The following is a 21,535-nucleotide window of genomic DNA, read 5'->3' on the forward strand; positions in this document are numbered from 1 at the left end:
TCAGCGTCGAGCCCGAAGGACGAATGGAAATGCAAATGGTAAAACTCACGTTGCGCTCTGCAGCGATCGCCGCCACTGCTGCGGCAGTGTCAATCTCCCTCGCGGCCTGCGGATCCAGCGGTCCTGCAGGTTCGGCAGTAAGCGCCGATTCGGCCACCATGTGGGGACTCACTGGCGGCAACCAGCCGGTGCTCCAGAAGTCCGTGGACGCCTGGAACAAGGCACATCCGGAGGGAGCCATCAAGCTGGACTTCTTCGCGAACGATGCGTACAAGACCAAGGTGCGCACCGCCGTCGGCGCCGGGCAGGGACCCACCTTCATCTACGGCTGGGGCGGCGGCGTCCTGAAGTCCTATGTGGACGCCGGCCAGGTGGCCGACCTCTCGGACTTCGTTAAGGACAACCCGGACGTCAAGAGCCGCTACCTGCCCTCCGTCCTGAAGAACGGCATGATCGACGGAAAGACCTACGCCCTGCCGAACAACAACGTGCAGCCCGTGGTCCTGTATTACAACAAGGAAGTCTTCGACAAGGTCGGCGCCCAGGCCCCCAGGACCTGGGACGAACTCATGGCGCTCGTGCCGAAGTTCAAGGCTGCCGGCGTCGCCCCCTTCTCGCTGGGCGGCCAGTCCAAGTGGCCCGACTTGATGTGGCTTGAGTACCTGGTGGAGCGCATCGGCGGGCCGGAAGTGTTTGCCAACATCGCTGCGAACAAGCCCGGCGCCTGGTCCGACCCCGCCGTCAAGGAGGCCCTGACCAAGATCCAGGAACTGGTGGACGCCGGCGGATTCATCAACGGCTTCTCCTCCATCGCCGCCGACAGCAACGCGGACCAGGCCCTCCTCTACACCGGGAAGGCCGCCATGATCCTGCAGGGCGGCTGGATCTACCAGGGCCTGAAAAAGGACGCGGCGGACTTCGTCTCCAGCGGCAAGCTGGGCTACACCACGTTCCCCAGCGTTTCCGGCGGCAAGGGCGATCCGGCCAACGTGGTGGGCAACCCGTCCAACTTCTGGTCGATCTCGTCCAAGGCCACTGACAGCCAAAAGAAGGCCGCCCTCGAGTACGTCAAGAGCGGCATGTTCACCGACGCGGACACCCAGGCCCTCATCGATTCCGGTGCTGTCCCTGTCACCACGGGCATCGAAGGCAAGCTGGCGGCCTCGCCGGACAAGGACTTCCTGAGCTACGTCTACGGCATGGCCAAGAACGCGCCGAGCTTCACCCTCTCCTGGGACCAGGCCCTGAGCCCCGCACAGGGCGACGCCATGCTGGCGAACCTGGACCAGATCTTCCTCAAGAAGATCACCCCCGAGCAGTTCGTCTCCACGATGAACGCGACGATCGGAAAGTAAGCAGTGTCCATCTCTACCGGTGCTTCCCGACGGGTCCTTGAAAAGGGCCCGTCGGGGTGGCTGGCCGCCCCAGCCCTGTTCTTCTTCCTGCTGTTCGCCATCGTCCCCTTGGCCGGCGTCTTCTTCCTCAGTTTCACCAAATGGGACGGATTGGGCGAAATCAAGCTGGACGGCTTCTCGAGCTGGACGACCGTGCTGACCGACCCGGTCACGGGCAACGCACTGTTGGTCACCGCCAAGATCATGTTCTTCTCGTTCATCGTCCAGGCACCCATCAGCCTCCTGCTGGGCGTTTTCACCTCCGCTTCCCAGAAATACCGGGCAGTCCTCGCGGTCCTGTACTTCGTTCCGCTGCTGCTCTCCTCGGCCGCCGTGGCCATCGCGTACAAGGCCCTGCTGGACCCGAACTTCGGCCTCGGCCCCGGCCTCGGCATCCCGTTCCTGGCGCAGGACTGGCTCGGCAATTCGGACCTCGTGCTGTTCGTGGTGGTCTTCGTTATCGCCTGGCAGTTCGTCCCCTTCCACACGCTCATCTACCAAGGCGGCGTGCGGCAGATTCCCGCTTCCCTGTACGAAGCGGCCCAGATTGACGGCGCCGGGCGCGTCCAGCAGTTCTTCGCCATCACCCTGCCCCAGCTGAAATACACCATCATCACGTCTTCCACCCTCATGGTGGTCGGCTCACTGGCGTACTTCGACCTGGTCTTCGTCCTCACCGGCGGCGGCCCCGGCTACTCCACCCGGCTGCTGCCCCTGCATATGTACCTGACCGGCTTCAAAGCCAACGACATGGGAGCCGCCAGCGCCCTGGGCGTCATCCTCGTGGTGATCGGCCTCGCGCTGGCCCTGATCCTGCAACGCCTCGGCGGCAAGAACCGCAACGCAAGCCAATTGGAAGGTGCCTGATGGCTTCCACAACCCAGCTTCCCGTTCCTCCTGCAGTCCGGGTTGACCCGAGCCGCAAGCCGGCCCAGCGGAGCAAGGGCCCGGGCCGCTCCCGCCCCAACTTCCTCGGCGGCCTGGGCGGCTGGCTGTGGCTGGCCATCATCATCGTCCCCATCTACTACGTGGTGGTGACGAGCCTGAAGAACCAGGCGGGCTTCTTCACCTCCAACCCGATGATGCCGCCCAGCGAGCCAACACTGGACAACTACAAACTGGTGCTCGAGAACGACTTCGCGATGTATTTCGTGAACAGCCTCCTTGTGACGGTCGGCAGTGTGGTGCCCGCCCTCCTGGTCTCGTTCATGGCCGCCTACGCGATCGTCCGCGGCAAGACCCGCTTCCTGGGCTGGACGAACAGGCTCTTCCTCCTCGGGCTGGCCATTCCGCTGCACGCCACGATCATCCCCATCTACTGGATGATCACCAAGGCGCACCTCTACGACACCTTGCTGGCACTGATCCTCCCGTCGATCGCATTCGCGATTCCCATCTCCGTGCTGATCCTGAGCAACTTCATGCGCGATGTCCCCAACGAACTGTTCGAGTCCATGCGGCTGGACGGCTGCTCGGACTGGGCCATGATGTGGCGCCTCGCGCTGCCCATGACGCGTCCCGCCGTCGTGACCGTGGGGATCTACAACGCCCTCGGCGTCTGGAACGGCTTCCTGTTCCCGCTCATCCTGACCCAAAGCCCGTCCACCCGCGTCCTTCCGCTGTCCCTGTGGACATTCCAGGGCGAGTTCAGCGTCAACATCCCGGCGGTGCTGGCATCGGTGGTGCTCGCCACCTTGCCGCTGTTGGTCATCTACGTAGTGGCCCGCCGCCAACTGATCAGCGGGCTCACGGCCGGCTTCAGCAAATAGAAAGGATTCCCTGTGACTACCGCTAAGCCCTTGCGGGTCGGCATGGTCGGGTACGCGTTCATGGGCGCCGCCCACTCCCATGCCTGGCGCACGGCGCCGAGGTTCTTCGATCTCCCCCTGGACCCCCAGCTCACCGCCCTGTGCGGAAGGAATGACGACGGCGTCCGCGCCGCCGCTGCCAAGCTCGGCTGGGGATCCGTGGAGACGGATTGGCGCCATCTCATCGAGCGCGACGACATCGACCTGATCGACATCTGCACGCCGGGCAACACCCACGCCGAAATCGCGATCGCCGCCCTGGAGGCGGGGAAGCACGTGCTGTGCGAGAAGCCGCTCGCGAACTCGGTGGCCGAAGCCGAACGCATGACCGAGGCCGCCCTGGCCGCCGCGGAACGCGGAGTGTTTTCGATGTGCGGATTCTCCTACCGCCGCACTCCCGCACTGGCCCTGGCCAGGCGGATGGTCGAGGAAGGCCGGCTGGGAACCGTCCGGCACGTGCGCGCGCAATACCTGCAGGACTGGCTCAGCGACGAAAACGCGCCCATGACCTGGCGGCTGGACAAGTCCAAGTCCGGATCCGGTTCGCTCGGCGACATCGGAGCACACAGCATCGATGCCGCACAGTGGGTCACCGGGCAGAAGATCACGGGCGTCTCCGCGCTGCTGGAAACCTTCGTCCACGAACGTCCCCTTGCCGGTGACCTCGTGGGCCTGGGCGGCCACGGCGACGTCGGCGCAGATGCCCCGCGCGGCACGGTCACCGTCGACGACGCGGCCATTTTCAGCGCCCGTTTCTCCGGCGACGGGTTCGACGGCGACGGCAACTCCGCGGGCGCAGTCGGGGTTTTCGAAGCCACACGCTTCGCGCTGGGACGCAAGAACGCGATGCGCCTGGAGGTCAACGGCACCCTCGGCTCGCTCGCCTTCGACTTCGAAGACATGAACGTCCTGTCCTTCTACGACGCCGCCGAGTCGCCCGACGCGGGGTTCCGCCGGATCTTCGTGACCGAACCCGAGCATCCGTACGTCGGCAACTGGTGGCCCACGGGCCACGGCCTCGGCTACGAGCACGGCTTCACCCACCAGGTGGTGGACCTCGTGACGGCGATCGCGGCAGGCACGCAGCCTTCGCCGTCGTTCGCCGACGCCCTGCAAGTGCAAAAGGTGCTTGCCGCCGTTGAGGCGAGCGCCGCCGAATCGAGCCTCTGGCAGAAAGTCGAGGAAGGAATCCAATGACACGAGCGATCACGCTTTTCACCGGCCAGTGGGCAGACCTGCCCTTCGAAGAGGTCGCCCGGCTGGCGGGCGAGTGGGGCTTCGACGGGCTGGAGATCGCCTGCTGGGGCGACCACCTCGACCCCTTCCGCGCAGCCGTGGACGACGCCTATGTTCAGGACCGGCTGGACATCCTGAAGCGGAACGGGCTGGAGGTCTTCGCGATTGCCAACCACCTCACCGGGCAGGCGGTGTGCGACGACCCCATCGATGAACGGCACCGGGACATCCTCCCGGAGCGGGTGTGGGGCGACGGCGAGCCGGAAGGCGTGCGGCAACGTGCGGCCGAGGCGATGAAGGCGACCGCCCGGGCCGCCGCACGGCTCGGCGTCGGCACCGTTACCGGCTTCACCGGCTCCGCCATCTGGAAGGCCGTGGCCATGTTCCCGCCGGCCTCGGCATCGATGATCGAGCGCGGCTACCAGGACTTCGCGGACCGCTGGAACCCGATCCTGGACGTGTTCGACGAGGCCGGGGTCCGCTTCGCGCTGGAGGTCCATCCCTCCGAGATCGCCTACGACTACTGGACTGCGAAGCGGACTTTGGAAGCGATCGGCCACCGGGAGAGCTTCGGGCTGAACTTCGACCCCTCGCATTTCATCTGGCAGGATCTGGACCCGGTGATGTTCCTCCAGGACTTCGCGGACAAGATCTTCCACGTGCACGTCAAGGAATCGGTGCGCCAGCTCAACGGCCGCAACGGACGGCTCGGGTCCCACCTGCCCTGGGCGGACCCCCGCCGCGGCTGGGACTTCGTTACCGCCGGGCACGGCGACGTGAACTGGGAGCCGATCTTCCGCACCCTGAACGCGATCGGCTACGAGGGACCCACCAGCGTCGAATGGGAAGACGCCGGCATGGACCGCCTGGTCGGGGCGCCGCAGTCCCTGGCCATGGTGCGGGAACTTGCCCGCATCGCACCGCCCGCCGCGGCCTTCGACGCCGCCTTCAGCAGCCGGTGAGGCCCGCGCCGCAGCCGCGGGGCCGCCGTCGTACACAACAAACACCTGCGGTACGCAACAACCAAGCAAAGGACAACATGACTGACAAGAAGACCGCCCTGGTGGTCCGCGGCGGCTGGGACGGCCATCAGCCCACCGAGGCCACTGAACTCTTTATCCCCTTCCTCAAGGACAACGGCTACGACGTGCGGGTGGAGGAATCCCCCAAGGTATATGCCGATTCGGAATACATGGCCGGCGTGGACCTGATCGTGCAGTGCGTGACGATGTCCACCATCGAGAAGGACGAGTTCGAGGGGCTGCGCACCGCAGTCGAGAACGGCACGGGCCTGGCCGGCTGGCACGGCGGAATTGCCGATTCCTACCGGAACACCTCGGACTACCTGCACATGATCGGCGGCCAGTTCGCCTGCCACCCCGGCAAGCACCCGGATGAGCTGATCGGCGAAATGTCGGATAACTACGTGCCGCACACAGTGAACATGCTCCCGGCCGCGGCAACCCATCCGATCACCGAGGGCATCGGCGATTTCGAGCTGGTCACCGAGCAGTACTGGGTCCTCGCGGACGACTACATCGACGTCCTCGCCACCACCACCCAGAAGGTCCGGGACTGGGACCAGTGGAACCGCGAAGTCACCTCCCCGGCGATCTGGACCCGGCAATGGGCCAAGGGCCGGATCTTCGTCTGCACCCCCGGCCACCGCGTGGAAATCCTCCAGGACGCCAACGTCCGCACGATCATCGAAAGGGGCATGCTTTGGGCAAGCCGCTAGACACAGACAAGCCGCTCAAGGTTGGAATCATCGGCTGCGGCGCCATCATCGCCCAGTACCTCAGCAACTTCCGCCGGCTCGACGCCATAGAGCTGGTCGCCGTCGCGGACCTGGATTTTGCGCGGGCGCAGGCCGTGGCCGATTCCTACGAGGGTGTCCGTGCCCTGTCCGTGGACGAGCTCCTGGCGGCGGACGACGTCGAGCTCGTCCTGAACCTCACCATCCCGGCCGCGCACGGGCCGATAGCCCTGAAGGCGATCGCCGCGGGGAAGAGCGTGTACGGCGAAAAGCCGCTCGCGGCGACCACAGCGGAGGCGAAGCAGGTGCTCGACGCCGCGCGGGAGGCCGGCGTCGTGGTCGGCTGCGCCCCCGACACGGTGCTGGGAACCGGGATCCAGACCGCCCGCAAAGCGATCGACGACGGCCTGATCGGCTCCCCGATCTCGGCCAGCGCCACCATGGTGACGTCGGGGCACGAGCGCTGGCACCCGAACCCGGACTTCTACTACCAGCCCGGCGGCGGGCCGCTGTTGGACATGGGTCCGTACTACGTCAGCGCCCTCGTCACCCTGCTCGGCCCGGTGGTCTCGGTCATCGGGGCAGCAAGCCACACCCGTCCGGAGCGGGTGATCGGCTCCGGGCCGCGTAAGGGCGAGGTGATCCCGGTGAACATCGATTCGCACGTCACCGGCGTCCTGGTGCACGCCTCCGGGGCCCTGTCGACGCTGTTCATGAGCTTTGATGCGGTCAGCACGAAGTCGGCCAACATCGAGGTCCACGGCTCGCTCGGGACGCTCGCAGTGCCGGACCCGAACCATTTCGACGGCGACGTGGAGCTTTTCGCGCTCGGCGCCGATTCCTGGCAGACCCTCCCGGTCTCGGCGGGCTATGTGGATTCCGGCAGGGGCTTCGGCATCGCGGACCTTGCAGCCACTGCCCCCGGATCAGAGCCCCGCGCCGGCGGACAGCTGGCCTACCACGCGCTGGAGGTCATGGAGTCGGTTCTGGCCTCCGCGCACAACGGATCGGCGGTGTCCATCAAGAGCACGGTGGCGCGGCCGGAACCCGTGGAGCTGGCAGCACTGGCTATTGAGGTTCCCGTTGGCGGAGTTCAGGGGATCAGTTCGTAGGGACTGCCGAGGATTCTCCGGACTGAGGTGGCGGCAGCGCCGATGAGCGCCCCCGTTTGCCCCAGTCCGGAGAACACCACGTTCCCTCCCGGGACGAGCCCCGGGGCGTAATGCTCCAGGCTCTGGCACAGTGCTGGTGCGATCCATTCCTGGAGCGCGGCGAAATGCCCGCCCAGGACGACGGCGGAGACGTTCGCCACCCGCGCGGTCGATGCCACCGCGATTCCGAGATACCTCCCGGCCTGTTCGACGGCCGATACCGCGCCCTCGTCGCCATCGGACAGCCGGTTCAAGAGCCGGCCCATCCGGGGCGGGTCCTGTTCTATGCCGGCTGCCGAATATATGGCGTCCTGACCGGCGAAGGTCTCGAGGCAACCGCGCCCGCCGCAAGCGCATGGTGGCCCTTCCGGATGCACCACCATGTGCCCGATCTCGCCCGCATGTCCTTGCGGACCGGCGAAGAGCCTGCGGCCAACGACGAGCCCGCCGCCCACCCCGACTTCACCCGACACATAGAGGAAGTCGGGGAAGACCGCGCCGTGGCCGTGCCAGAGTTCCGCGAGCGCGGCGCTGTTAGCCTCGTTCGAAAGGGAGACGCCGAAAGGCGCGCCGGGCAGGAGCTTGGGCAGCTCCCCGGAGAGGTCGACGCCGGCCCAGCCGAGGTTGGGGGCGGACAGCACCACGTTCCGCTCCGCGTCCACCAGTCCCGGAACCGTGAGTTCCCCGCCGAGAAGTTCGATACCGGAGGCCGCTGCCGCTGCTGCCGCACGTTCGGCCATGTCCACCAGGAGCGGCAGGAGTTCCCCTGGCCTGCTTCCGCGGTTACGGCGTTCGAGGCTTTCGTGGAAGGACAGTTGCCCCGCGAAGTCCAGCACCCCGACGGCCAGGTGGTCCACGTTGATTTCCGCGGCGAGCGCGCCTCGGGCCGGGTTGAGCACGAGCCCCGTCCCCGGCCGCCCGCGTTCACCGTCCCGGGCAACGCTGTCTTCGCACACCAGGCCCGACTCGAGCAGATCCGCCACCAGGCTGGACACCGAGGCCTTGGTCAGGCCGCTGTCGGCCGCAAGCCCGGCGCGCGTCACGCCACCGTTCCTGTGGATTCCGGCAAGGACGAGTGCCAGGTTCTGCCTGCGGACATCGCCCACCCGGCCGGCGGTTGGGGGCGTCGATGGATGAGGCATGGGCCCTCCGTGAGCGGCTTGGAAACGTGGTGGTCTCCATCATCGTTCAGGGAGGGCCCATGGGCGGGTAATTCCGGATCTATGCGTCGTGCGGGCCCGGTATTTCCAGCCCGGGTATTTCAGCTCAGCCAGCCCGGCCGGCACCCCTGGCAACAAGCGCCGCAGCTTTCGCGTAGTTCCTGCCGATGGAAGCGCGGAAGTCGGGCTCCGGGGTGGCATCGAGGGCCAAGGGCCAGTCCGGCCGTTCCCCTGCGAGCGCCCACGCCGCCTGGACCGCAGCGCCCCGGGCAACGTACTCCCCCGGGCTCGGCACCACCACGGGAAGGTCGAACACCTGGGCCGCGATCCGCTGCACCGCAGGATTCTGCACGGCACCGCCGATCAGCAGCAGCCGTTCTGCCCGGCCGCCCTGGGTGCGCAGAGCCTCGAGCCCGCCGGCGAGGCCGCACAGCATCCCTTCGATGGCTGCCCGGGCGATGTTCGGCCGGGTGGTGGAGGCGATGCTGAGGCCGTGGAAACTCGCCTTCGCCTGGGGCAGGTTGGGGGTCCGCTCCCCCTCGAAGTACGGCACGAGCACCACACCGCCGGCACCCGGTTCCGCCTCAAGGGCGAGCCGGGAGAGTTCGTCGAAGTCGACGTCGAGCATTCCTGCAACGGAGCTGAGCACGCGGGCGGCGTTCAGCGTCACGGTGATCGGGAGGTATTCACCGCTGGCGTCCGCGAAGCCTGCCACGGTGCCGCTCGCATCCCGTCCGGGCGAGGTGCCGACGGCGAAGACGGTGCCGCTGGTGCCCACGGACACGACGACGTCGCCGGCCTTCGCTCCGAGGCCGAGCGCCGCGGCGGCGTTGTCGCCGGCCCCCGCGCCCAGCAGGATTCCGTCGGCCGGGATTCCATCAGTCCCGCCTATCCGGGAGCTGCCGAAACAGTCAGGGTGAACCCGGCCGGCGCTGTCTCCGGGACCCAGCACGCGAGGCAGGATCACGACGCCGGCCGACCCGCCGCCGTCGGGAGAAGCGCCGTCGGGAGAGGCTTCCCGGGCGTCCTGGCCGGCGGCCAGTTTGAACAGCTCAAGGTCATAGCGGCCGGTCAGCGGACTCCAGTAGCCGGTGCCGCTGGCGTCCGAACGGTCCGTGGTCAGGGCGTCCAGGTCCGGTCCCAGCGGACTGGAGCCGGCCGGACCGTAGCCGCGAAGGCGCCAGGTGAGCCAGTCGTGGGGAAGTGCGACGGCGGCCACCCGGGCCAGGCTTTCGGGCTCGTTGTCCCGGACCCACCGGACCTTGGTGACGGTGAAGGACGCCACGGGCACCAGTCCGGTGCGCCGGGCGAAGTCCTCCGCCCCGACCTCGGCGGTGAGGTCCGCCGCGGCGCCTGCCGAACGGGTGTCGTTCCACAGCAGGGCCGGGCGGATCACGTTGCCGTCGCGGTCCAGCAGCACCATGCCGTGCTGCTGGCCCCCGACGGACAATGCGCGGACACCTGGCAGGCCGCCGGCGTCGTCGAACGCTTCGGAAAGCGCCCGCCACCACTCGTCCGGGTGGACTTCCGTGCCCTCCGGGTGGCTTGCGCGTCCTTCGCGGAGCAGCGCACCGCTGTCCGCATCCAGGACCACCACTTTGCAGCTTTGAGTAGAGGAATCAACCCCGGCAACGAGGTTCAAGGAAGCAGCCGGCACGGTATCAGCGTGCTCCCAGGAGGTGCTCAATGAAGAGCTGCTGGAGCTTCACGAAGCCGAAGCCCTTGCCGCCGAAGTAGGCGTCGGCGTCGAAGTCCTCGTAGGAGGTCTTGTCGGCGCGGAGCTGCTCGTAGCCCTCGCCCGGGTTCAGGGTGGGTTCGTTGATTTCGGAGACGCGGGACGCCTGGAGTGCAGCCTGGACCTCGGGGTCGGCGCGGAATGCCTTGGCGCGTTCCTTCAGGAGCAGGTAGGTCTGCATGTTCGCGGCCGCGGAATCCCACACACCGTTGATGTCTTCAGTACGGCTCGGCTTGTAGTCGAAGTGGCGCGGGCCCTGGTAGGACGGGCCGCCGTCGGGACCGCCGTTTTCGAGCAGGTCCACCAGGGAGAAGGCGTTCTGCAGGTCGCCGTGGCCGAACACCAGGTCCTGGTCGAACTTGATGCTGCGCTGGCCGTTGAGGTCGATGTGGAAGAGCTTGCCCTGGTACAGGGCCTGCGCGATGCCGTGGGTGAAGTTCAGGCCTGCCATCTGCTCGTGGCCGGTCTCGGGGTTGATGCCCACCAGTTCGGGGCGCTCGAGGGTTTCGATGAACGCCAGGGCGTGGCCGAGGGTGGGGAGCAGGATGTCGCCGCGGGGTTCGTTCGGCTTCGGTTCGATGGCGAAGCGGATGTTGTAGCCCTTGTCCGTGACGTAGTCGCCCAGGAGGTTCACCGCTTCGCGGTAGCGCTCCAGGGCTCCGCGGATGTCCTTCGCTGCGTCGTACTCGCTGCCTTCGCGGCCGCCCCACATGACGAAGGTTTCGGCGCCGAGTTCAGCGGCGAGGTCGATGTTGTCCAGCACCTTGCGCAGGGCGAAGCGGCGGACGCCGCGGTCGTTGCTCGTGAAGCCGCCGTCCTTGAACACGGGGTGGCTGAACAGGTTGGTGGTGACCATCGGAACGACCATCCCTGTGGCCTTCAGGGCACCCTGCAGGCGGTCGATCTCGCGCTGGCGGTCGGCCGCCGAGCAGCCGAAGGGGAAGAGGTCGTTGTCGTGGAAGGTGATGCCGTAGGCGCCGAGGTCGCTGAGCCGGTTGACGGCTTCCACAGTGTCCAGCGGCGGACGGGTGGCGGAACCGAACTGGTCCTGGGCCTCCCATCCCACGGTCCACAGACCGAAGGAAAATTTGTCTTCGCGGGTGGGCTGAATCGTCATTGAGGGCTCCGGGTTGGCTTGAGATGAGCTTGGCGAACTGAATTGTTCTGCTACCAAACATATTATGGATTTCTGTGATGTCAACCACTTGGCTAGTAAATTAGCCGAGGAAGGCGGGACCGAAAGTCGTCGAAAACCATAGCCCGGAGCGGCATGCGGCTGTTATGTTGTTTAGAACATCAAATAGGACCACGAAGCCCCGGAAGAAGGATTCACCGTGACTGATCAACTGGTAGCCGAACGCAACTGGGCAGGAAACTACAGCTACCAAGCCCCGCGGATCGCCCATCCGGAGAACGTTGCCGAGCTCCAGGCGCTCGTGGCCGGCGCGCGGCGCATCCGGGCGCTGGGGTCCCGGCATTCCTTCAACGCCATTGCGGACACTGCGGGAACCCTCGTGGTGCTGGACCGTCTGGAGCCCGGCATCAGCGTGGACCCGGACAACATGACGGTCACGGTAAGCGGGGGCACCCGTTACGGGACGCTCGCGGAGGAACTCCAGCGCCAGGGATTCGCCCTCCACAACCTCGCGTCGCTCCCGCACATTTCCATCGCGGGGGCAATCGCGACGGCGACCCATGGCTCCGGTGACGCCAACGGCAACCTTGCCACCGCCGTCGCGGGCCTACAGATGGTCACCGCGGACGGCAGCCTCCTCACGGCCCGCCGCGGGGATCCGGACTTCGACGGCATGGTGGTGGGGCTGGGCGCACTCGGCATCGTCACCGAACTGACCCTAGACATCGAGCCGAGCTTCGATGTCTCGCAGAGTGTCTTCGAGGATCTCAGCTGGGACCTGGTGCTGGCGGACTTTGACGCCGTGACGTCCTCGGCCTACAGCATCAGCCTGTTCACCGACTGGAGCGGGGACCGCATCGGCCAGGCGTGGCTCAAGCGGCGCGGCACGGCCCTGGCATCATCACCGTCGCCGGAGACATTCTTCGGCGGCGTCCCGGCAACCGAAGCCCGGCACCCCCTGCCCGGCGTATCCGGCAGCAACTGCACGGAGCAGCTCGGAGTTCCCGGGCCGTGGTCCGAGCGGCTGGCGCATTTCAGGATGGAGTTCAACCCGAGCCAGGGCGACGAGCTGCAAAGTGAATACTTCATCCCGCGCGAGCACGCGGTGGATGCGCTGCGCACCATGCGCCGGCTCTCCGATGTGGTGACGCCTCTGCTGCTGGTCGGCGAAATCCGCACCATGGCCGCGGACAGTCTCTGGCTGAGTCCCAACTACGGCCGCGACAGCATCGGCCTGCACTTCACCTGGCGCCAGGACCAGCCGGCGGTGGAGGCCGCCCTTCCGCTGATCGAAGCGGAACTGGCCCCGTTCGCGGTGAGGCCGCACTGGGGCAAGCTGTTCGACGCCGGTGCTGCCGCCGTCGTGCCCTTGTACCCGCGCTTTGGCGACTTCATAGCCCTGGCGGGGCGCTTGGATCCGACAGGTAAGTTCCGCAACGGATTCCTCGACCGCGCCGTGTTTGGCAGCTGATATTCTCGCGATGATGTCCGCAACAGCCCGCCCCTCCGCCATGGCCGGCGATCTTGATCCGTCACGGCGGAACAACCTGGCCTTGATTTCGTCCCTGGTCCACCACCACGGGGTCATCAGCCGAGCGGAGCTGACCAAGAGGACCGGCCTCAACAGGTCAACGGTGGGGACGCTGGTGGGCCAGCTCGTTGCCCTCGGACTCGTCTATGAAAGCGCACCGTCCGGCGAAGGGCAGGTGGGCCGTCCCAGCCCGGACGTCCGGCCTGATCCGTCCACGGCAGCGCTGGCCGTGAATCCCGAAGTGGACGCCGTCACCATCGGGCTGGTGAGCCTGGGCGGAAAGGTCCAGAAAAAGATCCGTTTCGCCACGGAGCGGATCCCCACGGCCAAGGAAGCCGTCAACATCGCCGCCGCCGTCATCGCCGGCATGCGGTCCGAGCTCGACGCCTCCTACCGGATCACCGGCATCGGCATGGCGGTGCCGGGCCTGGTCAACCGGGCGGACGGAGTGGTCCGCCACGCCCCGCACCTGGGCTGGCGGGACGAAGCAGTGGCCAGCATGATGAGCGAGGCCACCGGCTACCCCTGCCTGGCGGACAACGACGCCTCACTGGGCGCGGAGGCCGAGCTGATTTTCGGAGCCGGGGCCGGGCGCGGCAACCTCGTCTACCTGAACGGCGGCGCCAGCGGCATCGGCGGCGGCATCATCGCGGACGGCGCGCTGCTGCGCGGCTCCACCGGATATGCGGGGGAACTGGGCCATACCTTCGTGCGCACCGGCGGCCGGCCCTGCCACTGCGGGGCCACCGGCTGCCTCGAGACCGAAGTCTCGCAGTCCCCCCTCTTTGAACTGGCAGGGCTGGAAGGCGGCGACGCCGGACAGCTCGAAGAGGCGTTGCGCGCCAAGGACAGCCCGGAGCTGGCCGCGGAAGTCTCCCGGCAGCTGGGCTTCCTGGGAATCACGCTGCGGAACGCCGTCAATACCTTCAACCCGGACACCATCGTGCTCGACGGATTCCTTGGCGTGCTCCATTCGCTCTCCCCCGGCACCCTGGAGGGCCTGCTGCGCACCCAGGCGCTGGGCGGCGCAGCGGACAAGGCAAAGATCCATCGCGCCGCACTGGGCTCGGACCTCATGATGATCGGGGCCGCTGAGCTGGCGTTTGCTCGGTTCCTGGCGGACCCCGCTGGGATCAGGGAGCTTCGTGTCCCGGCGTCGAAGAATCGCTAGAGCGCTGGTAGGCGATCGCCCATTCGATCAAGCCGCGTAGCTGTCCAGTCAGTTGTTCGCGGTCCGGCGGTACGGCGAGGGTGGCGTGGTACATCAGCAGGCCGTCCAGTGGTGCGGTGAGTTGGCGCACGACGCCTTCCGCGTCCGCACCGATAACCCCGTGAAGACGCGCGGCGAGCATCAACTGCACCTGGGTACGCGCGCGGTCGAGGGGAGGCCGGAGTTCAGGCCGCCGCGTCGACTCCAAGAGCAGCTCGTAGCGGGCGATCTGGCGTTCCCGGTTGTCGGTCGCCCAACTGATCAGCAGCCCGGCCATGTGGCCGATCGCATCTTCGACATCTTCCAACTGGTCCGGCAGTTCCAGTTCGTCCAGTTCGACGAGACGCCCCACCAGTGCATCCAGCAGGGCGGCCCGGGTCCGGTAGTAGTACGACGTCGACCCTTGGGGCAGTCCGGCCGTGCGGTCAACCGCGCGATGGGTGAACCCGCGCATTCCCTCATTGGCGAGCGTCTTGATAGCTGCGTCGGCGATCTCGGTGCGACGCGACAGCGCGGATGTCTCCATTGCCACGAGTATAGGGCCTCTACGCCAGTAGAGACCCGCGCATAAAAAGGGTTGCCAAGCACCCTCTACAGGCGTAGAGTCCGGGCCATGAACAACAACGGAAATGACTACAAACCGGACATACTGTCTGCCGTCGAGCATTTCTACGGTGCCCTCACGGCCAGGCAGCCTGCGGAGATCCTGAATGCATTGCACGAAGACTTTGTCCTTAGACTGAGCCCTGGCCTGCCCCTCCCCGGCGCCAGGGAACACCACGGCCGGGAGGCGGCAGTGGCCAACGTCTGGGGACGAATCCCTGCCTACGACTTCACGCTCCGATGCGAACCCGACCGGAAATTCGTTGTTGCCGACAACGAGGTCCTCGTACTCGGGCACTACCGCGGCGACGGCTGGGAATCCCCATTTGCCCACGTCCTGACAGTGCGGGACGGCAAGTTGGCGACCCTACGACAGATCACCGACACCCGCTGCTGGCCCGAACCGCCGGCAGCCGGCAGCGTGGAGTCCTAATGCAGCTGACTGCCTTCCGAGTCGGCGCCGCCGCCTGGATGTTCACCGGCGTCGTACACGACATCCTCGACCTTGCCCTGCCGGGCGACCCCGAGCTGAGCGCAGCGATGCGCGCTTCCCATATTCAGCTCGGTCCGATCTCGCTCCAGGCGGAATCCTTGACCCAAGGCATAAGCCTCAGCATGGGCCTGGCGATGTTCGTCGTCGGGCTGCTGCTGTGGATGCTGGCCGGGCTGCTCAAGGCGGCGCCGGAGCGGATGCTGCCCTTCGGGATCGTCGCACTGGCCGCGAGCTTCGTCGCGCTTTGCCTGGCCGCGCTACTCATTCCCGGACCCCCGCTCGTGACCTTCGCCATCGCCACAGCTGCCTTCACAATTGCCCTGGTCAGGAGGCCAAGCACACGGCCTACCGCAGCCTCACCCCGCCGGCTGATCTCTCGCGACGCCTGAGGCAAGGATCCAAACACACTTTACTGGGCGGCCCCCGCGTGTCCTGTGTACTTCCTGGAGAGCAGGTCTTCGAGGGCGTCCACGCCGGCCACTGCTCCCCCGGCCGCCACATATCCGGCGGCTACCCGGCGCGCGCCGGCTGCTTTGCCGATTGCCTCGTGGACAGCGGCGCGGAGAGTCTCCGGGGTGAGCTTCGCGGGACGAAGCCGCACACCGGCGTCGGCGGCCACAACCCGCGCGGCGACCTCATTCTGGTCACGGCCGAACGGGACCACCACCACCGGCACGCCTCTGGCAAGCGCCTTCTGGGTGGCTCCCATGCCGCCGTGCGTGACGGCGACCGCGGCGCGTTCCAGGACCGGGCCGTGCGGCACGAAGCGTTCCATCCGCCCGTTGGCGGGGACGGCGGCCAGGCCTTCCGCGCCGGCGGTTCCGGCGGCACCGGACGCGGGAACGGTGGCGACCACAATGAACGGTTCGTTGGCTAGGCCTTCCAAAGCCGTGCGCACGAGTTTCTCGTCCGCCTGGTATTCGGAGGACGTCGTCACCAGGACGACGGGCTTATCAATCGAGTCGAACCACGCCGGCAGCTCCGCCGGGGGCTCCCACGGAAGGGCACCGATCATCCGGACTCCGGGTCCCCAGTCCGGATGCGGATACTCGAACGGCTCCGCGGTGGTCACCAGCATGAGCGGGGCACGGCGGAAGAAGGCGTCGGCAGTCTGCAGGGGCGGCAGCTGTCCGCCGCTGGCGTCGGCACGCATGCGGTTGATTCCGGGCATCATCACCTTCTCGACGGCGGCGATCACCACGCGGCGGACGACGGCGTCACGCGCCCTGCCCAGCGGTCCGTGCATCCGGGCAAGCCCCGGGCCGAACGGCGGAGTTCCCTTGGACTCAAGTGGCGGGATGTAGGGGCTGACCGTGGCCCATGGAAGGCCGGCGCTCTCCGCGACGGTGCCGGCACCCCACGCATTGACGTCCAACAGCAGGAGGTCCGGGCCGACGTCGTCCATCGCCGCCCTGAAGTCGGGGGCGTCGAAGCGGGCCCGCGCCGTGAAGGTGTCCACGCTGGATGCCAACGCCGTCCTGACCGACTTGGCGAGGTAATCATGGTGTTCCAGCTCCAGCAGCTGCTGGTCGACGGGTGCTGCGTGGAAGCCGAGTTCGCGCATGGCGGCGACTTGGCCGGGAAGCGTGCGCAGGTGGATATCGTGGCCCCTCGCCTTCAGCTCCAGCAGCAGCGGAACCATGGGGAAAAGGTGGCCAATGGCGGGCGAGGTGTAGGCGAGAACGGTGGACATCAGGGTCTCCGGGTGAATGGCTCGAGCATCTCGAGCAGGGAAATGCCGACCTGGTCGCGGCTCAGCCCCGCATCGAGGCGGAGGAGCTTCCAGGTGTAGACGTCGCAGAGGGCGACAAGTTGGGCAAGGCGGCGGTCACGGTCGGGTCCGGACAGCTCCTCCAGGAACGGCGCAAAGACCCGCGCGCACCATTGCCGGTGGTACTGCCGCCCGCCCTCGGTGATCCGGGCCAGCACCGGGGAGGTGTCCTCCTCGGAGAGCAGCTTCAGGGCGAGGGTGGCCGTCGTCTCGTAGTGTTCCAGGAGGTTCTCGACGGCGGCGGCCAGGTCGCCCACCGGGGCGGCGTCCCGCTGGCTCGCGACGTGCTCCGTCGAGTACTCCGCGGTGGCGTTGATCAGGCCGGTGCGGTCACCGAAGCGCCGGATCACGGTCTGGACGGTGACGCCGGCGCGCTCGGCCACGGCGGCCAGGGTGACGTTGGCGAGCGGGCCTTCCATAAACAGATCCAGGGTCGACTGGAGGATCCGCCGCCCGGTTTCGGCCGCAGTGGAAGCCCGCTTGCCCATGACGTACGGGCGGCTCTGCGTCCCGCTGGATTTCATGTTAATTAGACTAACTCTAATTGGGGTGGGGGTCTAGAGTCAGAGATCCCTCAGCGATGAATCCGCATCCAGCCGGGCGAGCCTTGCGACATGCCCCACCGCACCGACGCAGAGAAATAGCGGAACACAGAGGAGCGCCCCGGCGACGAGCAGCCAGTTGGGGGTTGCCCAGGCCGCAACCGGCAGTAGCTCAAGTTGGAGGCCGTTGAAGACGGCCGTTCCAATCAGTGAAGACACGGTCCCCAGGGCCGCGCCGACGAGGCCGATGATGAGACCGACGGCGGCAAGCTCGACCATGTAGACACCCGCAATTGAGCCTCCGGACCATCCGATTGCCTTGAGCAGGCCCACTTCGCGGGCGCGCTGCTTGATCCAGCTACCTCCGACCGAAATGCCGACGCCAAGGCAGAAAATGACCAAGACGCTACCGATGGCCCAGCTGGCCAATTGCAGGAGGGCGAACAGGCCTGAGAGCGAGCGGATCTGGCCGGCAACGCTGTTCACCGAGTAGCCCAGTCCGCGGATTTCGTTCTGGACGGTCACCACCTGATCGGCGGAGTCGACCCGGACGTACGCGCGGGGATAGGCGATTGCTTTGGCGTTTTCCCTCGCGTTGGAAAGGGTGGACTTGAGCAGGGCACCGGAAACATAGGCCGCCTGTGCCCCGTCCGTACCTGGCGAAGAGTTGTCATAGATTCCGGCCACTCGGAGGGTGATCGCGGCAGGTTCCCCGCGGCCGGGAGCAATCTCCTTCGTGTAGACAAACGCGATTTCCTTGCCGAGGAGCTGCGCGTAGCTTTGCCCTTGGCCCATGTCAGGAAGGAGGATGTCCTTCTCGCCTGGTTCGCCTGCGGGCAAGTTTCCCTGCACCAGCTTCGGGGTGATTCCGCTGATGAAAGGGGTCCCGGTGAAGGCGCCGGGGTTGTTCGCAGTGGGCCAGTTGGCTGGTTCCTCAATGGCCAGGTCGATCTGCGCCCAGCCCGACGAACCGGCGACGTGCTCGATCCCGTCGAATTCGGCCAGCGAGCCCTCAGTGATGTCGCGGGCAGAGTCCGGGCCAACCGACGTCACCTCGACATAGTTCAGGGCCGAGTTAGTGGTGATGTTGTTCGAGTAGGAGCTGATGCCCGCACCCACCACGCTGTCCGCAAAAACGAACGCACCGATGCCAAGTGCCATCAGGACCGCCAGCGGCCGCAGTTTCGAAAGTGAAAGCCGCACCGCTCGTCCGGTGAAGACCTTATACCTGTTCAACGAGTACCTCGCTCATGGGAAGCTGACGGTGGGCAACGTGTTTGAAAATCTCATCGTGGGAGGCCACCAGGACTCCGCATCCGCTTTCGGCTCCGCTTCGCATCGCCTCCAAGATGGCCTCGGTGTTGCTTGCGTCAAGACCGGAGCTCGGTTCGTCGGCAAGGAGGACCGATGGCTGATTGATGAGGGCCCGGCAGAAGGCGACCCTCTGCTGCTGTCCGCCCGAAAGCCTCTTGGCTTTCCGGTCGGCCACCGCCGCGAGTCCGAAGCGTTCCAGTTGTTGCATGATGGCCCCCCTGGATAACGGCTGGCCACTGGCAAGGACGATGTTTTCCAGCGCAGTAAGTTCCGGCAACAGGTTGCTGCTCTGGAAGACCATCCCGATTTCATTGGAGCGCACCGCCGCGGCCGCACGGGAGGAAGCCTTGGTCCGGTCATGGCCGTTGATCCAGACCCTGCCGGCGTCGGGCGTCGAGAGCAGACCCGAAATGTTCAGGATGGTCGACTTGCCTGACCCGGACTCACCCCGGAGCCAGACGATTTCCCCTTGCCTGACATGAAGGTCGACGCCGGCCAAAACCTGGTGCCGCCTCCCGCCCTCGTCAGCAAACGACTTGTGAATGTTTTCCAAACGCAGGACCGAAGTCATTTATTCTCTCCGAGATTGTAGGCGCCGGGAACAGCGATCATGGCCGCCGAGAGCGAAAGGCTGCACTGTGCCCCTTGGTCCGATTCCAGCCGATACAGCGACGGAAATTCCTTACATCCCTTTAGCTTCCGAAGCTCTTCCGCCGCGGCGTCGAAATCGTCCGACCCCAAGCCGGAGAGGCTTGCGCTGGTCATTGCCGTGAGGGCGCGGAAGTAGTTGAGGCCATTCGATCCAGGTTCCCGGATCAGGCCGGGCAGCTTGGCCTGCACAGCGGGAAACATTGATCTCACCTCCGCATTGTTTGCGAAATACATCGAGTTGGTAAGGGCAAGAAGCGCTTTGGAAAGAGGCTCTTCTGCTGCGGGGTCGGCGTCGAACGGTTCGAGCCGAGCAAGCTTGACGTCGGGATCGAGCTGCGCCAAAACATCGATCAGTTCGATGTATTCACCCAAATTGGTTTGGGTCACTTTTCCCGGAACTCCGGCTTTCCCCCGCTGGATGACCGAGGAGTAGTTGCGCCATAAATCGGATCCCGAGCGCTTCAGAGCAACAAGGGCTTTGAGCTGGGTAATCAGATCGGCCTTCGGCGCTTCAATTGCGCGCACGAGTTGGTCCCTGGTTCGCTCCCCTGCCACCTCCGGGAATTCCGTATCGAGCAGCCTCGCGGCGAGGTACGTTCCATGGACCGATCCGTTGTCCAGGGCAGATGAGCGGATCAGTCCGTTCCCAGCATCCAGTCTTGAGACGACTTTCTCTTTCACAATCCGCTGGCGTTCGGCCCGGGCGTCGAGCAATTCCAAGGACCGCAGCATTGAGTCGATCAGCGCATCATCATCGACTTGGCCCGATTCGAGGATTCGGACAATGTGGCCTTTCGCGTCATTGGGAACGAGCAAGTCGCGGTCGAATTTGATTCTGGTCTCAAGTGCAGCCTGGAAATCCAGCGTGGATTCATAGTCGGACGGCAGTTTCTTGATATCCAGGGATTTCAGCGCTGTTTCCAATTCTTCAGGCCCTTGAACCTTGAGCGCCGAATATGAATCGAAGAGCCGCCATAACAGGTAGGGCTTCTCTTTGATGGACGCTATGTCGATAGCCTTGAGACGGGAGACCACTTCCCGCTCCGACGCCGACCGGTGACCGCCCGACCAATCACGCATCCTGCCGAGGTCAATCCAAAACCAGAGGGCGGCAATCTCCGCCCCCACGTCTTGTTGCGTGGGAGGGATGGCCGCGTCTGCCAGCTTCTTGTCCAGAATCCCAGGCAACTCTCCGCCCGTCGCTTTGAGGACTTTGAGGGCAGACCAGAGAGTCAGTAGATCCGCCGTGTCCTGCTTGCCCAGGTCATCATCCACGACTTTGCTTGCATCGCCCGCGGTTAGCAATGACGGGCCAAGATCGTCCGAATAGAGTGCTGTTGTGTAGAGGTCTCCACGTTCCTGGCCCGCGGATTCGGGCATCCTGACGAGCCCGTTGGCACCTTGGAGCTTCACCAGGTCTTCCTTTATGGCGGAGACATCGTTGGCTTCCGCGAAAGGACCGGCACTGCAGGCAGCCAAGCCAAGCACGGTCAGGGTCAGCAACGACAGACGTGTGAGGCTCCGTGCGCGGTGCGAATTACGACGACCAACACGCATACTTGTTTTCACTGCTACAGTGCCGATCTCTTCGTTAGACGTGCGCGGAGGCGGTTCGCAGGTTGCCGTAGTAGTAGGCAGTTGCCGCTACATCCGCACCTAGGTAGAACGATCCCCATCCCATGCAAACAGTCCCGCTCAGGTACGAACCCCTGGCGCCGTTGCTGTTGGTCCACTGGATTGTCGCGGGGTTACTCGTTCCGGAGCCCGAAACATTAACGCCCTTGATGCTGATGGAGCCAACACCGTACTGGTAGAACGAAGTAGTGTTCCGGATCCAGTTAGGTGAAACGTTCATTACCGCCGACGAGGCGAAGCTTCCGCACCCGCCTTTGGCAACGGATTGAATCCACATATTCGCGGTAATCGGCTGGCCGTTGTCAAAGTATGCTGTCCCCGAACCGCTAGTGGCCTGCGCACCGGAAGCCACACCGACTGCCAAGAGCGCAGTGAGTGCAATTGCGGCACTTGCCTTTTTCAGATTCCCA

20 protein-coding genes are annotated in these 21,535 nt (G+C 65.8%); 11 read left to right on the plus strand and 9 right to left on the minus strand.

Features of this window, described 5'->3' with window-relative positions; all coding sequences use genetic code 11:
* The first annotated feature begins 35 nt into the window (after nt 1-35).
* From ACN9M4_RS16885 to ACN9M4_RS16915, 7 genes are all read left to right on the plus strand, one after another.
* Nucleotides 36-1,355: an extracellular solute-binding protein gene (locus ACN9M4_RS16885; protein WP_426299892.1), complete on the plus strand. Its 1,320-nt coding sequence runs from the start codon at nt 36-38 to the stop codon at nt 1,353-1,355.
* Between the two features lie 9 nt (nt 1,356-1,364).
* Nucleotides 1,365-2,261, plus strand: a complete 897-nt coding sequence (locus ACN9M4_RS16890) for a carbohydrate ABC transporter permease (protein WP_426303516.1) — start codon at nt 1,365-1,367, stop codon at nt 2,259-2,261.
* The gene (locus tag ACN9M4_RS16895; protein ID WP_426299894.1) at nt 2,261-3,163 is read left to right on the plus strand and encodes a carbohydrate ABC transporter permease; all 903 of its coding nucleotides are present in this window, start codon (nt 2,261-2,263) and stop codon (nt 3,161-3,163) included. Before ACN9M4_RS16890 ends, ACN9M4_RS16895 begins: the two co-directional genes overlap by 1 nt.
* Before the next feature lie 12 nt (nt 3,164-3,175).
* Nucleotides 3,176-4,399, plus strand: a complete 1,224-nt coding sequence (locus ACN9M4_RS16900; protein WP_426299896.1) for a Gfo/Idh/MocA family protein — start codon at nt 3,176-3,178, stop codon at nt 4,397-4,399.
* Nucleotides 4,396-5,400, plus strand: coding sequence for a sugar phosphate isomerase/epimerase family protein (locus ACN9M4_RS16905; RefSeq protein ID WP_426299898.1), 1,005 nt, complete (start codon nt 4,396-4,398; stop codon nt 5,398-5,400). The genes ACN9M4_RS16900 and ACN9M4_RS16905 overlap by 4 nt, the downstream gene beginning before the upstream one ends.
* A gap of 77 nt (nt 5,401-5,477) precedes the next feature.
* Complete coding sequence (locus tag ACN9M4_RS16910; protein WP_426299900.1) at nt 5,478-6,176, plus strand: ThuA domain-containing protein; 699 nt, start codon at nt 5,478-5,480, stop codon at nt 6,174-6,176.
* Nucleotides 6,161-7,306, plus strand: coding sequence for a Gfo/Idh/MocA family protein (locus ACN9M4_RS16915; protein WP_426299902.1), 1,146 nt, complete (start codon nt 6,161-6,163; stop codon nt 7,304-7,306). Before ACN9M4_RS16910 ends, ACN9M4_RS16915 begins: the two co-directional genes overlap by 16 nt.
* On the opposite strand, the gene ACN9M4_RS16920 is transcribed toward ACN9M4_RS16915, so the two are convergent.
* The 3 genes from ACN9M4_RS16920 to xylA form a co-directional block, all read right to left on the minus strand.
* Nucleotides 7,288-8,487 (minus strand): ROK family transcriptional regulator, encoded by a 1,200-nt coding sequence (locus tag ACN9M4_RS16920; protein WP_426299904.1) that lies wholly within the window; start codon nt 8,485-8,487, stop codon nt 7,288-7,290. The genes ACN9M4_RS16915 and ACN9M4_RS16920 overlap by 19 nt on opposite strands.
* Before the next feature lie 124 nt (nt 8,488-8,611).
* Nucleotides 8,612-10,147, minus strand: coding sequence for a xylulokinase (locus tag ACN9M4_RS16925; protein WP_426303517.1), 1,536 nt, complete (start codon nt 10,145-10,147; stop codon nt 8,612-8,614).
* A 19-nt stretch (nt 10,148-10,166) separates the two neighbouring features.
* Entirely contained in the window at nt 10,167-11,357 is a 1,191-nt protein-coding gene (xylA, locus tag ACN9M4_RS16930) for a xylose isomerase (RefSeq protein ID WP_426299906.1), read from the minus strand.
* Nucleotides 11,358-11,574: 217 nt separating this feature from the next.
* Between xylA and ACN9M4_RS16935 the strand changes: the two genes are divergently transcribed.
* The gene (locus ACN9M4_RS16935; RefSeq protein ID WP_426299908.1) at nt 11,575-12,846 is read left to right on the plus strand and encodes an FAD-binding protein; all 1,272 of its coding nucleotides are present in this window, start codon (nt 11,575-11,577) and stop codon (nt 12,844-12,846) included.
* Between the two features lie 10 nt (nt 12,847-12,856).
* Nucleotides 12,857-14,077, plus strand: coding sequence for an ROK family transcriptional regulator (locus tag ACN9M4_RS16940; RefSeq protein ID WP_426299910.1), 1,221 nt, complete (start codon nt 12,857-12,859; stop codon nt 14,075-14,077).
* Here ACN9M4_RS16940 and ACN9M4_RS16945 read toward each other — a convergent pair.
* Nucleotides 14,040-14,642, minus strand: a complete 603-nt coding sequence (locus ACN9M4_RS16945; protein WP_426299912.1) for a TetR/AcrR family transcriptional regulator — start codon at nt 14,640-14,642, stop codon at nt 14,040-14,042. The genes ACN9M4_RS16940 and ACN9M4_RS16945 overlap by 38 nt on opposite strands.
* 87 nt (nt 14,643-14,729) lie before the next feature.
* On the opposite strand from ACN9M4_RS16945, the gene ACN9M4_RS16950 reads away from it, so the two are divergent.
* On the plus strand, nt 14,730-15,152 hold the full coding sequence (locus ACN9M4_RS16950) for a nuclear transport factor 2 family protein (RefSeq protein WP_426299914.1): 423 nt from the start codon (nt 14,730-14,732) through the stop codon (nt 15,150-15,152).
* Entirely contained in the window at nt 15,152-15,601 is a 450-nt protein-coding gene (locus tag ACN9M4_RS16955; RefSeq protein WP_426299916.1) for an LIC_13387 family protein, read from the plus strand. Before ACN9M4_RS16950 ends, ACN9M4_RS16955 begins: the two co-directional genes overlap by 1 nt.
* A gap of 20 nt (nt 15,602-15,621) precedes the next feature.
* Here ACN9M4_RS16955 and ACN9M4_RS16960 read toward each other — a convergent pair whose 3' ends face one another.
* From ACN9M4_RS16960 to ACN9M4_RS16980, 5 genes are all read right to left on the minus strand, one after another.
* Complete coding sequence (locus tag ACN9M4_RS16960) at nt 15,622-16,905, minus strand: glycosyltransferase (RefSeq protein WP_426299918.1); 1,284 nt, start codon at nt 16,903-16,905, stop codon at nt 15,622-15,624.
* Nucleotides 16,905-17,507 carry a TetR/AcrR family transcriptional regulator gene (locus ACN9M4_RS16965; RefSeq protein ID WP_426299920.1) on the minus strand — a complete coding sequence of 201 codons (603 nt, stop codon included), beginning with the start codon at nt 17,505-17,507 and terminating at the stop codon, nt 16,905-16,907. Before ACN9M4_RS16965 ends, ACN9M4_RS16960 begins: the two co-directional genes overlap by 1 nt.
* 39 nt (nt 17,508-17,546) lie before the next feature.
* Nucleotides 17,547-18,686 (minus strand): ABC transporter permease, encoded by a 1,140-nt coding sequence (locus ACN9M4_RS16970; protein WP_426299922.1) that lies wholly within the window; start codon nt 18,684-18,686, stop codon nt 17,547-17,549.
* A 61-nt stretch (nt 18,687-18,747) separates the two neighbouring features.
* Complete coding sequence (locus ACN9M4_RS16975; RefSeq protein ID WP_426299924.1) at nt 18,748-19,410, minus strand: ABC transporter ATP-binding protein; 663 nt, start codon at nt 19,408-19,410, stop codon at nt 18,748-18,750.
* Nucleotides 19,407-20,993: a hypothetical protein gene (locus tag ACN9M4_RS16980; protein WP_426299926.1), complete on the minus strand. Its 1,587-nt coding sequence runs from the start codon at nt 20,991-20,993 to the stop codon at nt 19,407-19,409. Before ACN9M4_RS16980 ends, ACN9M4_RS16975 begins: the two co-directional genes overlap by 4 nt.
* Between the last annotated feature and the right edge of the window lie 542 nt (nt 20,994-21,535).

The sequence above is a fragment of the Arthrobacter sp. R-11 genome (assembly GCF_049913155.1).
Lineage (GTDB): Bacteria > Actinomycetota > Actinomycetes > Actinomycetales > Micrococcaceae > Arthrobacter.

Bases quoted from the DNA above. Each gene is read 5' to 3' on its own strand.
- xylA (WP_426299906.1), bottom strand. From the start codon at position 11,357: ATGACGATTCAGCCCACCCGCGAAGACAAATTTTCCTTCGGTCTGTGG.
- ACN9M4_RS16960 (WP_426299918.1), bottom strand. From the start codon at position 16,905: ATGTCCACCGTTCTCGCCTACACCTCGCCCGCCATTGGCCACCTTTTC.
- ACN9M4_RS16885 (WP_426299892.1), top strand. From the start codon at position 36: ATGGTAAAACTCACGTTGCGCTCTGCAGCGATCGCCGCCACTGCTGCG.
- ACN9M4_RS16970 (WP_426299922.1), bottom strand. From the start codon at position 18,686: ATGGCACTTGGCATCGGTGCGTTCGTTTTTGCGGACAGCGTGGTGGGT.
- ACN9M4_RS16920 (WP_426299904.1), bottom strand. From the start codon at position 8,487: ATGCCTCATCCATCGACGCCCCCAACCGCCGGCCGGGTGGGCGATGTC.
- ACN9M4_RS16975 (WP_426299924.1), bottom strand. From the start codon at position 19,410: ATGACTTCGGTCCTGCGTTTGGAAAACATTCACAAGTCGTTTGCTGAC.
- ACN9M4_RS16910 (WP_426299900.1), top strand. From the start codon at position 5,478: ATGACTGACAAGAAGACCGCCCTGGTGGTCCGCGGCGGCTGGGACGGC.
- ACN9M4_RS16950 (WP_426299914.1), top strand. From the start codon at position 14,730: ATGAACAACAACGGAAATGACTACAAACCGGACATACTGTCTGCCGTC.
- ACN9M4_RS16895 (WP_426299894.1), top strand. From the start codon at position 2,261: ATGGCTTCCACAACCCAGCTTCCCGTTCCTCCTGCAGTCCGGGTTGAC.
- ACN9M4_RS16965 (WP_426299920.1), bottom strand. From the start codon at position 17,507: ATGAAATCCAGCGGGACGCAGAGCCGCCCGTACGTCATGGGCAAGCGG.
- ACN9M4_RS16905 (WP_426299898.1), top strand. From the start codon at position 4,396: ATGACACGAGCGATCACGCTTTTCACCGGCCAGTGGGCAGACCTGCCC.
- ACN9M4_RS16940 (WP_426299910.1), top strand. From the start codon at position 12,857: ATGATGTCCGCAACAGCCCGCCCCTCCGCCATGGCCGGCGATCTTGAT.
- ACN9M4_RS16945 (WP_426299912.1), bottom strand. From the start codon at position 14,642: ATGGAGACATCCGCGCTGTCGCGTCGCACCGAGATCGCCGACGCAGCT.
- ACN9M4_RS16955 (WP_426299916.1), top strand. From the start codon at position 15,152: ATGCAGCTGACTGCCTTCCGAGTCGGCGCCGCCGCCTGGATGTTCACC.